The following is a 13,309-nucleotide window of genomic DNA, read 5'->3' as shown; positions in this document are numbered from 1 at the left end:
TCAAAATGCGTACCGATTTTGTTACAGTGATGTAAAATTTACAATCGTAACATATAAGTTACCGTTTCTCCTGTCTTTTTTACCTGTAACGACATCCCGGTTTAGTTGTAATTATAAAAAAGTAATTGTAGCCTGCGTGATGTTTGAATATCTATACACGATTACTATACATTATAAACACCATAAATGAACATTAATTGTACATATAGCATTTTAACCAGCTTTGTTTTGCTGAAATTATTCATTTATTCAGAATATATCCAGAATTAATTATCCAGGTTTAATTTTTTTAATGTATAAATTATTATATCGTTAAAATTTTACGTAGCATTGTTATGTTTAGAATGATTATTGATTGAAAAAGACCTTCGCTATTGTAATGTTAGTTACTCATATGCTCAATTTACTTGGGTATATGGCGCTCAATCAATATTTTACTAACAAGTCGAACGGAATAATAGCCCGGGAAATAGCCAGGGGCAAGTATAATTCCCGCGATCTGATTGAAATTAAGATCAAACAAAATCTGCCTTTTATACATGATTGGGATAGTTATGTAAACATCTCCGGGCAGTTACAGCTTGATGGTGTAGCATACAATTATGTAAAACTTAGGGTCACTCGCGAAGCGGTTTATATTCAATGTATCCCTAATTATGAAACTACAAAGCTGCTGAATGAAAATGTGATCTGCGCAAAAAAGCTTGATAGCACTCCCATCAGCAAACGTACACATGAATCGTCGGAAAAGAAGTTGGGCAGCGATGCAAAATATAACTGCCCCGAAATTTCATACGCTTTTATAAAACTGGCAGAGCCTATTCAGCCTCCCGGTACGTTTATCTATATCAGTATGCCAGATGCCTTTGTATCTGTAGGCGGTCAGCCTCCGGAAATGGCCCTTGCCTGAATTTTTACCTGATAATTAATCTGTTCCTTCAATTTTAATGACACGCATTATTTGCACAGCAATGTGCTGTGCGTACGCATTGGTCATGATTGTACCTGAACAGCATACCCCCTAATCTTTTTTATTTGAATAAATGAATACTCTTTATAAAATTTCATTATCCGCGCTGTTTATTTGTTGTGCGGGCTTTGCCCGGGCGCAGCATAAAAGCGTTAAAGATACCCTGCAGCTTGACAGCGTTATCATTAAAGAAAGCCGGCCTAAACATTTGCCCAATGTATCAGGTACCAACATTTTTGCCGGGAAAAGAACCTTTGATATTTTTTTGGATGCTGGTAAGGCAAACCTGGCCAATAACAATGCCCGTATGACATTTGCCAAAGTACCCGGCGTTAACATCTGGGAAATGGACGGCGCAGGTTTGCAGCTTAACATTGGTACCCGCGGTACAGATACCCACCGCTCTATCGAAACTAACATCAGGCAAAATGGCTACAATACCAATTCAGACATGTTTGGTTATCCCGAAAATCATTACAATGTGCCATTCCAGGCTGTAAGTGAAATCCAGATTGTACGTGGTTCGGCGGCATTGCAGTTTGGCAGCCAATTTGGCGGTATGGTTAATTTTAAGCTTAAAGAAGGTGATAGCACCAAAGTGTTTGGTTTTGAAAGTGAGCAATCGGCCGGTTCAAACAGATTTTTCAATTCGTACAACGCTATTGGCGGTAAAGTGGGTAAGGTTAGTTATTATGCATTTTACAGCGCCCGCACCGGCGACGGCTGGAGGCCCGACGCTGCTTTTAATTCACGCGCTTACTACGCCAATATCAAATACCAGTTTAATGATAAAGGAAGTTTAGCTTTCCAGTTTTCACGGTCTGATTACAGGCAGCAGATAGCAGGAGGTTTAACCGATGCTCAGTTTGACGCCAATAATCGCCAATCAACTCGTACACGTAATTTTTTTAACCCGGAAATTAATATCCCTGCATTGCTGTTTAATTACCAGTTTGATAAAGATACCAGGTTGGAAGTTACTTCACATGTATTATTTGGCCAGCGTAACAGTGTACAATTCATTAACACGGCCAACATCCCGGACACGGTTAATACGAGCCTGAAAACATTTAACCCACGCCAGGTTGACCGCGATTATTACTCCGGTTTTACTACCGAGGCCCGTTTGCTGCATAATTATAAGTTGGGCGATCTTAAGAGTTCTTTCACGGCAGGTATAAGGTATTTTGAAGAAACTACCAAACGTAAGCAAAAGGGTACAGGTACCGTAGGTTCTGATTTTGACCTGAGCCTGGTTAAAGATTATGGTATCGACTTGAGGCTTCATACTTTAAATTACGCTGCCTTTGCCGAAAACATGTTCCAGGTAACACAGGCATTTACAATTACACCGGGTGTAAGGTTTGAGCAGATCAATACCACAAACACAGGGGTTATCGTAAACCGTACGGTGCCGGTAAGCTATAAGGACAAACGTAACTTCCCACTGTTTGGCACAGGGTTACAATACCAGCTGGCTAACGGAAGTCAGTTTTATGGCAATATTTCGCAGGCTTACCGTCCCTACATTTATGCAGCTGTTACACCGGCTGATCAGTTGACCATCATAGACCCTAATATTAAAGACAGCAAAGGTTATGATGCCGATCTGGGTTACCGCGGTCATATCAGCACAGCGTTTAGTTTTGATGTTAACGCGTTTTACGTTTATTATGGCAACCGGGCAGGTACCTTAACCCAAACCGACGCCAGTAATGTAACTCATCTGTACATGACCAATATCGGCAATGGCGTAGCCAAAGGCATCGAGGCTTTTACCGAAGTTTCACTGATCCGCTCGTTTAATAAATCGGCTGGGAGTGATCTCCGTTTGTTTAATTCCTTGTCGTATACGCATGGCCGTTATACCAGTGGTTCTATAAACCAAAACGGTAAAAATGTAAGCTTAAAGGATAATCATCTTGAAGGTACACCTGATTGGATTGATCGTGCAGGTTTAACGTTTTTAAGTGGTCATGTAAGCAGCACACTGCAATACAGCTATGTAGGGAAAAGCTTCAGTGATGCTAATAATACTACGCTTAACCCTACCGGTGCCACCGGTATTGTGCCATCTTATCATTTGTTTGATTGGGCTTTCAATTACAGTTTTCTTAAAAACTATCACCTGACAGCTAATGTGAACAACATTTTTAATGCAAAGTATTTTACACGCCGTATCAACATGTATCCCGGTCCGGGTATTTTACCTGCCGACGGACGTACGTTTAATATTGGTTTTGGGGTGAAGATCTGAGCACATAGATATGAAAGCAAAAGCGCAAAGCCAAAGGCTGATAAAATCATAGTTTTTGTATGAGCTTTTCTAATGGACTTTTATAGTAAACAAAACGGCCTTTCAAATTAATGAAAGGCCGTTTTATTTATACTGATAAGGATTGCTTATTTAGTAATGTGTTTTTTTACGATCTCTGAAAGCGAGGTCAAATCAAACGGTTTGGCAAGGTAGCCATCAGCATTACCGGCTTTAGCTATTTCCTTAATATTGCTCACTGCCGAAATGATAACCACGGGAATGTGTTTGGTTGCCGGATCATTTTTTATTCCTTTACTTAGCTGTTGCCCGTTGGCGTCGCTGCTCCAGTCGGTAAGCCAGTTGTCAAGCAATATCAGGTCAGGGTTAATAGTAGTAAGGCTGCTCAGGATGCGGGCATTGTCAGATTGTATTACTTCATAACCCTCTTCCTCCAATACATACACCACGGTATCGCGGATATCTTTATCGTCCTCTATAACTAAAACCTTTTTGGCCATAAGTTTGATTGCTAATACTTTATTAAAATGCCCGCCTTTAAGCCGGCTTTGTTTAAGTATATAACAATCAAATACCCGGTATTTGTTTTAGTTATAGTATTAAATAAAAAATATATTATTGGTTAAATTTTAGCCGGCAACGGTATTATAGCACGCGCGACAGCGGGGCTCATAACTTTCTTTTTCGCCTAATAATATTTTTGAATTATCATGCACTAAACGGTACGAGTATTGGGCAGGATTACCACATCTTACGCAAACGGCCTGCAGCTTGGTTACCGATTCGGCAATGGCCATAATGTTTGGCATGGAGCCGAAGGGGCGGCCTTTAAAATCCATATCCAGGCCGGCTACAATTACACGTACGCCACGGTTGGCCAATACAGTACACACCTCGGGGAGCTCATCGTCAAAAAATTGGGCTTCATCAACACCTATTACATGTGCATCACTGGCTAACAGTAAAATAGCCGAGGCGCTATCAACCGGGGTAGAGGTAATTTTATTTGCATTATGCGAAATGATAGCTTCTTCACCATAACGGGTATCAGCCTTTGGGCTAAAAATTTCAACCTTAAGTTTGGCTATGCGGGCGCGGTTAAGCCTTCTGATCAGCTCTTCGGTTTTGCCCGAAAACATTGATCCGCAGATAACCTCTATACTGCCGCCTAACTCACTTTTACGCCTGAAAACCTCTTCGTGATATACCATTTATGACTTTTATAGTCGGCAAATATCAGAATTTAATCCTACTTTTGATAAGCATTTTTCTAACATTGAGGCCATGAAGCAAATGGATGTATTTAAAAAGATAGGTGGGATTTTAAAAGAGCTTAATGATCAATACGACTACCTTGCAGCTGATCCCAGCGAACTAAACGAGCTCGAATTAGAGCTTTTTGTAGCCAACGCCCATTTTTTAAAAGACCATGCCGAAATTTTGCGCCGTATCAACGAGCGTGCGGTAACTCCTGCACCACATGCAGAAAAAACCGAACCTGTAATTGAGCTGCCAAAGCCGGTAACCCTACCTGCGCCGGTAACATCTCCACCTGCAAAGCAGGAAGCACTGTATGAGCAACGCTTTTTTGAGCCGGTTGTACAGCAGCATGTCCCGGTTCCGGTTGATAAGATCGAACTTACCAATGATGCTGAACCGGTTGCTCCCGTACCATTTAATAACCCGGTAAAAATAGAGGTGATCAATCCTGAGCCTGAAATAAAAGAAACGCCCGAAGCACAGATAAATATTGCTGCCGAAAAGGAAATTGACAGCTACTCGTTTCAGCAGGAGATCCCGGAAGGAAATAGCTTTGAGCTTAATTTAAGCGAGGCGGATACCTGGGATGACGAAGCCGACAGGTTTGAGCAGGAAGAGTTGATCGGGCAGCTTACCGAAAAGCCGGTAGAAATAGCGCCTATAGCTGAACAGCCTAAGCCTTTGCCAGTAATTGAGCCTGTACAACCCGCGGCAGAGCCTGTTACTGCTACGGCGCCCGCAGCAGATACAAACAGTGAGCAGGTACTGACATTTAATCAAAGGATCATGGCCCAAAAAGCCGAGAAGGCGAGCAGTGCGACAAGTACCACAGCCGAACTCCCTGTTACCGATCTTAAATCGGCCATAAACCTGAATGATAAACTGCTTTATATAAAAGATCTGTTTAATGGCTATAGCCTGGCTTATAGTGAGGCCATTGAGATAGTGAACCGCTTCAATACCTTTGAAGAGGCCGAACGTTTCCTGAAAACAAACTACGTTGTTAAAAACAACTGGGAAAGTAAAACATCAACAGCCGATAAGTTTTATGCGTTGCTGCGGAGAAGATATCCTGCTTCTTAAGTCATAAGTTTTAAGTCAAAAGTCGAAGTTCGGATGAGATGCGTTGGAACCTGCTTTTAAACAGTTCTTATTGGTCGACTAATGACTTAAAATTTTGTGTTGACTTAGGCTCCGAACTTAATACTTCTGACTTAAATTAAACATTCGATTTTCTGTTTGAATCAAGCTTGATGAGTGTGAACAGGAGCATGGTAAAGCTTAACAATGATGAGCCACCGTAGCTGATGAACGGTAAAGGGATCCCGATAACCGGTACTACGCCGATGGTCATACCGATATTGATCACCACGTGAAAAAACAGTACTGAAGCTACGCCATAACCGTAAACACGGGTAAAAGGAGATCGCTGTCGTTCGGCTATTAAAATAACGCGCAATATCAGGAACATGAAAAGGCTTATTACCGTCAGTGAACCTGCAAATCCCCATTCTTCACCAACAGTACAAAAAATAAAGTCAGTACTTTGCTCGGGCACAAATGAGTATTGGGTTTGGGTACCGTGTAAATAACCTTTGCCCCAAAGTTTCCCGGAGCCTATGGCAATTTTGGACTGGTTTACATTGTAGCCTTTGCCCTTTAAATCGGTAGTAATACCCAGCAATATGTTAATGCGTTCTGTTTGGTGTTTCTTTAATACGTGCGAATAGATAAATTTTACACTAAATATAAATGCTATACAAATGGCCAGGCCGATAACCACAGTTTTAATGAGCTGCCTGTTGCGTTTAAATAAAAAGATGATAAACGCGGTTATTGCAACAAGGATCAGTATTATATAAAGTGGATTATACAGCAGCGATGTAACAAAAAGGGTAATAAATAACCCCGCAATGATCAGGAAATAAGGTGAAAGGCCCTCCCTGTATAAAACAAATATCAGTGAGCAAAATACCAGGGTTGAACCGGTATCGGGCTGCAGCATGATCAGCATCATCGGGAAGCCGATAATGGCAGCAGCCATCAAAAATGACTTGGGATCGGTAACACGGATATTGGTACCGCTTAAATATCGCGCCAACAATAAACAGGTAGCAAACTTGGCAAACTCGGAGGGTTGGAGCCTGAAACCGCCGCCCATATTTATCCAGGCCTGGTTGCCGCCAACGTTTCTTCCTATTATCAATACCAGTACCAGTAAACAAACAATTACAACGTAAAATGCCGGGGCTAAAGCAGCAATAAACCGGCTTTCGAGCAGGAGTATCACAATGCCAACAACAATTGATACGCAGATGTAAATGAATTGCTTGCCGTAATTGGTTGAAGTATCAACAATGCTGGAATGGTTAGCATCAAAAACTGCTGCGTGGATATTGAACCAGCCTATGGTACAAAGTATTAGGTAAAGTAAAACTGTAAGCCAATCTACATTAAAAAAGAAACTGCGCTGTTGAGTGCTCATGATTTGCTCCTCCTGCCTGTTAATGATTTAATCCAGTTTGCCGGCTTATTATAAGCCGCTTCGCGCCGTTCTTTTTTAATTGAGTCCGCTTTGAATTTTTTAATTGAATCCGCTTTGAACTTTTTGATCGAATCAACCTTTGCAGCCCTGATACTGTCACGCCTGCGCTCTTTTTGCAGGTCTTGGGCATAAACACTAAGATCGGGCAGGCGGTTTGCATTAGCAAAATAATCAACCGTAAATCCTGATTCGCGAGGGGTGATCTTACCCTTTAAATATTTTTCAACTATAAAGCTGGCAATAGGAGCCGCCCAGTGCGCACCCTCGCCAGAGTTTTCAACAACAACGGCTATCGCTATTTTAGGATTATCACGTGGCGCAAATGCTACGAATACAGAGTTATCCTCGCCATGTGGATTTTGCGCAGTCCCTGTTTTACCGCACATAATAATATCTGGTATTTTTGATCGACGAGCTGTGCCGCCTTCAACCACGGCCTGCATACCATTGATAACAGGTTCAAAATATCCCGAATCTATCCCAACATAGTTTTTTTCAGTGTATTCCTTTTTAATAACATTTTCGGTGCCTATAGCTTTAATCAGGTGGGGTTTATAAAAGAAACCCCGGTTAGCTATGGTGCACTCCAGGTTTGCCATCTGTAAAGGGGTTGCCAAAAGCTCACCCTGCCCAATAGCCAATGAAATGATTGTGCTTGAACGCCAACCGCCTTTGCGATAAACGTTATCGTAATGCAAGGGTGTAGGAACGTTACCGCGACTTTCGGCAGGCATGTCAAGATCTAATCTTGCACCAAGGCCGAATTTCATCACATTAGCCCGCCATGCTGCAAAGTTGGCTTCAGTCCGTTTTATTCCGTAACGATCAACTATACGCTGAAACACCATCGAAAAATAACCGTTACACGATTCGGCCACCGCCCTGCTCATATTTACCGAACCATGTGCTTCGCCGTGGTTACAAGGAACCAGCCTGTTGCCTGCCCGGTAATGCCCGGTGCAATAGTAAGTTTCACTTGGGTTAATAATGCCTTCTTGCAAAGCAATAAGCGCACTCAACGGTTTAAATGATGATCCCGGTGGGTATTGCGCCTGTATAGGCCTGATGAAGAACGGCTTATACGGATTATTGTACATTTGAGCAAGGTTGTTACCGCGCTGACGGCCTACCATCAGGTTAGGGTCATAAGTAGGGCTGCTTACATAGCATAAGATCTCGCCCGTTGATGGTTCTATGGCCACAATACTGCCCAGCTTATTTTGCATGAGCTTTTCGCCAAGTCTTTGCAGGTCAACGTCTAATGATGAGGTGAGGCGTTCGCCCGAGCGTGGAACTGTATCCAGTGCACCGTTAGCAAATGAACCTTTGGGCACACCATGCGAATCAACCATTTGCACCTGCACGCCTCGCTGCCCGCGAAGTACATTTTCATAGGCTTTTTCAACGCCGGTTACGCCGATATAATCACCCAGGCGGTAGTAGTTGTTGGAGCGTTTAATATCCCGGTCGGTAACCTCTCCAATAAAACCTAAAAACTGTGCCGCTACCGAATCGGGATAGGTACGTATAGTACGGGGCACTATTGCAAAACCCGGAAACTCAAACAGCTTTTCCTGTAGTGAAGCATAAAGTTGAACTGAAAGTTGTTTTTCAAATACCGATGCTGTATTGGGCGATTGCTTTTTCGCCTTTGCAAAGCGTTTGTCAAAGCCCTCTTTGTCAATACCTATCATTTTGCACAGCAACAGTGTATCAAATGGCTTTACTTCCTTGGGGTTAACGGTAACATCGTAAATGGGCTCGTTTTGTACAAGGATTTTGCCGTTGCGGTCAAGGATAGGCCCACGGGCGGGGTAAAGTATGGTGGTACGCCTTACATTACTGTTGGCGTAAATCTCATATTTTGTGTCAACTATCTGGATATAATAAAGCCTTCCCAGCAGGGCAAAAATAATAGCTATAAAGATACCGGTAACAACGTAGCGGCGTTCAAAAAACTTATTCATTTACGTTCTTTCCTTCTGAAAAATAGCAGGCCCGAAATTAGTATTAAAAATACGGTAAACAATGAACTTAAAACAACACGGCTTAGTGTGTATTGTATTTCAGAAAAACTAAAAACCTCTAAATTAAGCAGGAAAAAGTGGTGGAATAAGGTAAGGATCAAAACGTACGTGAAAAACCAGCGGAAGCCCATGATACTTAATGTAGGCTCCGGTTCATTATCAAAACCATCCTTTTGTACCGTTATACTGATAAATAGCACACGTACCAATGCCAGTACAACACAAGCCGAAGCATGAAGTCCAGGTGTATCGTAAAAAGCATCAACGGTGAGCCCCGTAACAAAAGCCAATGCGAATAATAGCACATTGGGAACTTCAAACGGGAGAAGCAGGATAAAAAGTATGTAAAAGTATGGTGTAGCGAGGTTATAGAACGTTATGTTTTTTAACAGGAAAACCTGCATGAAAACCAGTACGATAAACCTGGCAAGGTTGATAAGGATAGTCCTACTCATTTTTGTTTTGTACGGCCTCCAGTCCCGTTTGTTCACCGGCAAATTTGTTATTTACCACGTAAACGTATTGAAGCTTTGTAAAATCAACAGCTAAGGCTACCTCAACGTTGATCAATAAACCTCCGCCCCTGGCGTGCAGGTTGGTAATTTTACCAAATGGTATGCCTGTAGGGAAAAGCGAATAACCGGAGGTAACCACCAATTCGCCAATTTTAGGCTGCGCGTTATTTTGGATATCTATCAATACCCCTTTGTGCGGATTAAGGTCATTGCCCCATACAAAGGAGCCTATATCCTTGGTACTTGCCAGCATGGCGCTAAACCGGGTGTTTTTATGTAAAACCGATTGGATAATAGCTAAATGATCAGTTACCTCGATAACCTGGCCCACTACGCCGGCTCCGGTTATAACACCCATATCTTTTTGTATCCCGTCTCTGCTGCCCCTATCAATAGTAATATAGTTGCTGCGTTTGTTGAAAGAGTTATTAATGACTTTGGCTACAATATAACTATACTGCTGTTTGTAAACCGTATCATTAACCTTACGCTTTTCAACACTGTCCACATAAAAAGAAGCTTTAAGCTGACCGCGGAGTTTTGCATTTTCGCGGGCAAGGCTATCATTGGTTTCTTTTAATGACAGGTACCCTTTTAACGCATCAACCTGGCCATACAGCGTACCGGTTACCTTACCGGTTGAATTAATAAAAGACGCTTTTTGAAACGAGTTGTATTTGATATAAATAAGCAGTGAGCTAATCTCGAAAATCAGGAATAAAAAAAACGCGTTATACTTAGTTATAAATATCCAAAGGTTACGCATTGATCAGTAAGTTGTTGAATGGTGAGTAGTGAGTAGTTGTATGAATGAGCGATTAACCACTCACTATCCTCTACTCACCACTCACTAAGCTATTGCATTAAAAATTTAAAATTGCCAATGTTTTTAAGGGCGGTGCCGGTTCCGCGTACTACTGCGCGAAGAGGGTCTTCGGCAACGTGAACGGGAAGTTTGGTTTTGGCAGCCACACGCTTATCCAGACCGCGCAATAACGCACCACCACCGGTTAAATAGATCCCGGTTTGGTAAATATCGGCCGAAAGCTCGGGTGGAGTGATCTCCAATGCTTTCAATATCGCTTCCTCAATCTTTGAGATTGATTTGTCAAGACAATGCGCAATTTCGGTGTACGATACCATGATTTGTTTTGGCACGCCTGTCATCAGGTCACGGCCCTGAACAGCAAAATCGCCCGGCGGCTCGCTCAACTCAGGAAGGGCAGCGCCAACCTCAATTTTAATTTTCTCGGCAGTACGGTCACCGATCATGATGTTATGCTGACGACGGATATATTGAACAATGTCTGAGTCAAAGTTGTCACCTGCTACGCGGATAGACTGGTCGCAAACGATACCTGATAAAGCGATAACGGCAATCTCGGTAGTACCACCACCGATATCGATGATCATGTTGCCCATAGGCTCTTCCACGTCGATACCGATACCTACGGCAGCAGCCATTGGCTCATGTATCAGGTAAACCTCTTTTGCGCCGGCAATCTCGGCCGAGTCACGCACAGCGCGTTTCTCTACCTCGGTAATACCCGAAGGGATACAGATCACCATACGTAGCGATGGAAAGAACCATCCTTTGCCCTGGTTGATCATTTTGATCATCCCGCGGATCATGTGCTCGGCAGCGTTAAAGTCGGCAATTACACCGTCTTTAAGCGGGCGCACGGTACGGATATTATCGTGCGTTTTACCTTCCATTTGCATGGCCTGGCGACCGATAGCGATCACTTTATTGGTTGTTCTGTCGAACGCCACGATCGAGGGTTCGTCAACAACAACTTTATCGTTATGTATAATGAGGGTATTTGCTGTACCTAAATCGATAGCAATTTCTTGTGTAAAAAAGTTAAATAAACCCATCTGGTATTTCTTTCAGTATGTTATGCAAAGTTTATAAAAATACGCTTAAATAAATTAGCATTTTGCAATCTTAAGCGTTAAAAAATCACATTTATTGTGTTGAGGTTGGGTTGATAGAGCTTATTTATTAAGTGGTTGACTGGATTTACAGGTAAATTAAGTTAAAACAGGTTAAAAACATTTTCCCTTTTCACCAAATCAATCTCTACTCTTCAATAAAACGTTTTTAACCTAATAAACTACTCACCTAATCAACCCTGTCAACCTTTAAAATTAATGTTTAAAATGACGAATCCCGGTAGTAACCATAGCCAAACCTTTTTCATTGCACATAGCAACTGAAAGCTTGTCATTAATTGATCCGCCCGGTTGTAAAATGGCGGTGATACCAGCTTCAGCAGCCAGTTCGGCGCAATCAGGGAACGGGAAAAATGCATCAGATGCCATTACCGCACCGTTCAGATCGAAACCAAAGCTTTGAGCTTTGATAATGGCTTGCTTAAGTGCATCAACCCTTGAGGTTTGACCTACGCCGCTTGCCATTAGCTGGTTATTTTTAGCAAACACGATAGTGTTTGATTTGGTATGCTTTACAATTTTGTTGGCGAAGAACAAGTCTTTCAATTCAGCTTCGGTCGGTGCTTTCTCAGTAACCGTAGTCATTTGGGCTGGGCCTTCAATAACCGCGTCTTTATCCTGCTCAATTACACCGTTCAATAAAGTTTTGAAATGTTTAACAGGCAGTTCAACCGGTTGACGAACCAACAGGATGCGGTTCTTTTTACCTGAAAGGATTTTTACAGCCTCATCTGTAAACGCCGGAGCGATCAGCACTTCATAGAATAATTTGTCGATCTCGGTTGCTGTTTCAGCGTCGATCTCGGCATTGGCAATAATTACACCACCAAAAGCAGAAACCGGGTCGCAAGCCAAAGCATCTATCCAGGCTTGTTTAATGCTTGAGCGCGTAGCCACACCACAAGCATTGGTATGTTTAAGGATGGCGATGGTAGGCTCGGTAAACTCATCGATAATGGCAACTGCAGCATCAACGTCAACCAGGTTATTGTATGAAAGCTCTTTGCCATTCAGTTTATTGAACATGGCATCAAGGTTGCCGTAAAAAGTGCCTTTTTGATGCGGGTTTTCGCCGTAACGTAAAACCTGGCTGGTTTGGATGCTTTGCTTAAATACCGGAAGCGGTTCGGCCTGGTTAAAGTAGTTAAAAATATGGGTATCGTAGTTCGACGATATGTTGAATGCTTTCTGAGCAAATGAACGGCGCTGGTCGATTGTGGTAACACCATCCTGCGTTTTTAGGATATTTTCCAGACCGGCGTAGTCATCTTTTGAAGCTACGATCACTACATCTTTAAAGTTTTTTGCAGCTGCGCGGATCAAGGAAATACCGCCGATATCGATCTTTTCGATAATATCTTCGGCGCTGGCACCTGATGCTACGGTTTCTTCAAACGGGTACAGATCAACAATCACCAAATCAATTTCAGGAATTTCGTATTGTGCTATTTGCTGTTTATCACCATCATGATCTCTGCGGGTTAAAATACCACCGAAAACCTTAGGGTGCAGGGTTTTAACACGGCCACCAAGGATAGAAGGATATGAAGTAAGATCTTCAACCGGGATCACATTTACACCTAAATCGCGGATAAAAGTTTCGGTACCACCGGTTGAATATATATTTACACCAAGACGGTTTAACTCATGAATAATGGGCTCTAAGTTATCTTTGTAATAAACAGAAATTAAAGCATTTTTTATTTGAACTGACTGACTCATGTACACGCTGTTTTTTGAGCCGCAAAAGTAGTGATATTT

At 42.3% G+C, this 13,309-nt stretch carries 11 protein-coding genes; 3 read left to right on the top strand and 8 right to left on the bottom strand.

The annotated features are described in order from the left end of the window. The first annotated feature begins 355 nt into the window (after positions 1 to 355). Both AC1DUD_RS14165 and AC1DUD_RS14160 read left to right on the top strand, forming a co-directional pair. Positions 356 to 910 (top strand): hypothetical protein, encoded by a 555-nt coding sequence (locus tag AC1DUD_RS14165; protein WP_477375364.1) that lies wholly within the window; start codon positions 356 to 358, stop codon positions 908 to 910. Between the two features lie 133 nt (positions 911 to 1,043). Continuing rightward, positions 1,044 to 3,227 carry a TonB-dependent receptor family protein gene (locus AC1DUD_RS14160; protein WP_477375362.1) on the top strand — a complete coding sequence of 728 codons (2,184 nt, stop codon included), beginning with the start codon at positions 1,044 to 1,046 and terminating at the stop codon, positions 3,225 to 3,227. A gap of 146 nt (positions 3,228 to 3,373) precedes the next feature. On the opposite strand, the gene AC1DUD_RS14155 is transcribed toward AC1DUD_RS14160, so the two are convergent. Together AC1DUD_RS14155 and AC1DUD_RS14150 are read right to left on the bottom strand one after the other, a co-directional pair. Then, the gene (locus tag AC1DUD_RS14155; protein WP_477375360.1) at positions 3,374 to 3,745 is read right to left on the bottom strand and encodes a response regulator; all 372 of its coding nucleotides are present in this window, start codon (positions 3,743 to 3,745) and stop codon (positions 3,374 to 3,376) included. Between the two features lie 129 nt (positions 3,746 to 3,874). Next, a complete protein-coding gene (locus tag AC1DUD_RS14150) occupies positions 3,875 to 4,456 on the bottom strand; it encodes a thymidine kinase (protein WP_121233589.1) in 582 nt (193 codons plus the stop codon). Between the two features lie 73 nt (positions 4,457 to 4,529). Here AC1DUD_RS14150 and AC1DUD_RS14145 point away from each other — a divergent pair, with 73 nt between their 5' ends. Next, positions 4,530 to 5,588, top strand: coding sequence for a hypothetical protein (locus tag AC1DUD_RS14145; protein WP_477375358.1), 1,059 nt, complete (start codon positions 4,530 to 4,532; stop codon positions 5,586 to 5,588). A gap of 136 nt (positions 5,589 to 5,724) precedes the next feature. Here AC1DUD_RS14145 and rodA read toward each other — a convergent pair whose 3' ends face one another. The 6 genes from rodA to purH form a co-directional block, all read right to left on the bottom strand. After that, positions 5,725 to 6,990, bottom strand: a complete 1,266-nt coding sequence (rodA, locus tag AC1DUD_RS14140) for a rod shape-determining protein RodA (protein ID WP_477375356.1) — start codon at positions 6,988 to 6,990, stop codon at positions 5,725 to 5,727. Then, a complete protein-coding gene (mrdA, locus tag AC1DUD_RS14135) occupies positions 6,987 to 9,017 on the bottom strand; it encodes a penicillin-binding protein 2 (protein ID WP_477375354.1) in 2,031 nt (676 codons plus the stop codon). Before mrdA ends, rodA begins: the two co-directional genes overlap by 4 nt. After that, positions 9,014 to 9,532, bottom strand: a complete 519-nt coding sequence (locus tag AC1DUD_RS14130; protein ID WP_121233593.1) for a rod shape-determining protein MreD — start codon at positions 9,530 to 9,532, stop codon at positions 9,014 to 9,016. The genes mrdA and AC1DUD_RS14130 overlap by 4 nt, the downstream gene beginning before the upstream one ends. Further along, the gene (gene mreC / locus AC1DUD_RS14125) at positions 9,525 to 10,358 is read right to left on the bottom strand and encodes a rod shape-determining protein MreC (RefSeq protein ID WP_477375352.1); all 834 of its coding nucleotides are present in this window, start codon (positions 10,356 to 10,358) and stop codon (positions 9,525 to 9,527) included. The genes AC1DUD_RS14130 and mreC overlap by 8 nt, the downstream gene beginning before the upstream one ends. Before the next feature lie 89 nt (positions 10,359 to 10,447). After that, positions 10,448 to 11,470 (bottom strand): rod shape-determining protein, encoded by a 1,023-nt coding sequence (locus AC1DUD_RS14120; RefSeq protein WP_090528947.1) that lies wholly within the window; start codon positions 11,468 to 11,470, stop codon positions 10,448 to 10,450. A gap of 273 nt (positions 11,471 to 11,743) precedes the next feature. Beyond that, positions 11,744 to 13,270 (bottom strand): bifunctional phosphoribosylaminoimidazolecarboxamide formyltransferase/IMP cyclohydrolase, encoded by a 1,527-nt coding sequence (gene purH / locus AC1DUD_RS14115; protein WP_477375349.1) that lies wholly within the window; start codon positions 13,268 to 13,270, stop codon positions 11,744 to 11,746. Positions 13,271 to 13,309: the final 39 nt, after the last annotated feature.

The organism is Mucilaginibacter sp. P4_A11 (assembly GCF_056402535.1).
Note: the sequence above shows the minus strand (reverse complement) of the source record. Positions and strands in the feature narration are given on the sequence as shown.

Excerpts from the sequence above, each read along its gene's own strand:
- AC1DUD_RS14160 (WP_477375362.1), top strand. The coding sequence starts at position 1,044 with ATGAATACTCTTTATAAAATTTCATTATCCGCGCTGTTTATTTGTTGT.
- AC1DUD_RS14155 (WP_477375360.1), bottom strand. The coding sequence starts at position 3,745 with ATGGCCAAAAAGGTTTTAGTTATAGAGGACGATAAAGATATCCGCGAT.
- AC1DUD_RS14150 (WP_121233589.1), bottom strand. The coding sequence starts at position 4,456 with ATGGTATATCACGAAGAGGTTTTCAGGCGTAAAAGTGAGTTAGGCGGC.
- AC1DUD_RS14145 (WP_477375358.1), top strand. The coding sequence starts at position 4,530 with ATGAAGCAAATGGATGTATTTAAAAAGATAGGTGGGATTTTAAAAGAG.
- rodA (WP_477375356.1), bottom strand. The coding sequence starts at position 6,990 with ATGAGCACTCAACAGCGCAGTTTCTTTTTTAATGTAGATTGGCTTACA.
- mrdA (WP_477375354.1), bottom strand. The coding sequence starts at position 9,017 with ATGAATAAGTTTTTTGAACGCCGCTACGTTGTTACCGGTATCTTTATA.
- AC1DUD_RS14130 (WP_121233593.1), bottom strand. The coding sequence starts at position 9,532 with ATGAGTAGGACTATCCTTATCAACCTTGCCAGGTTTATCGTACTGGTT.
- mreC (WP_477375352.1), bottom strand. The coding sequence starts at position 10,358 with ATGCGTAACCTTTGGATATTTATAACTAAGTATAACGCGTTTTTTTTA.
- AC1DUD_RS14120 (WP_090528947.1), bottom strand. The coding sequence starts at position 11,470 with ATGGGTTTATTTAACTTTTTTACACAAGAAATTGCTATCGATTTAGGT.
- purH (WP_477375349.1), bottom strand. The coding sequence starts at position 13,270 with ATGAGTCAGTCAGTTCAAATAAAAAATGCTTTAATTTCTGTTTATTAC.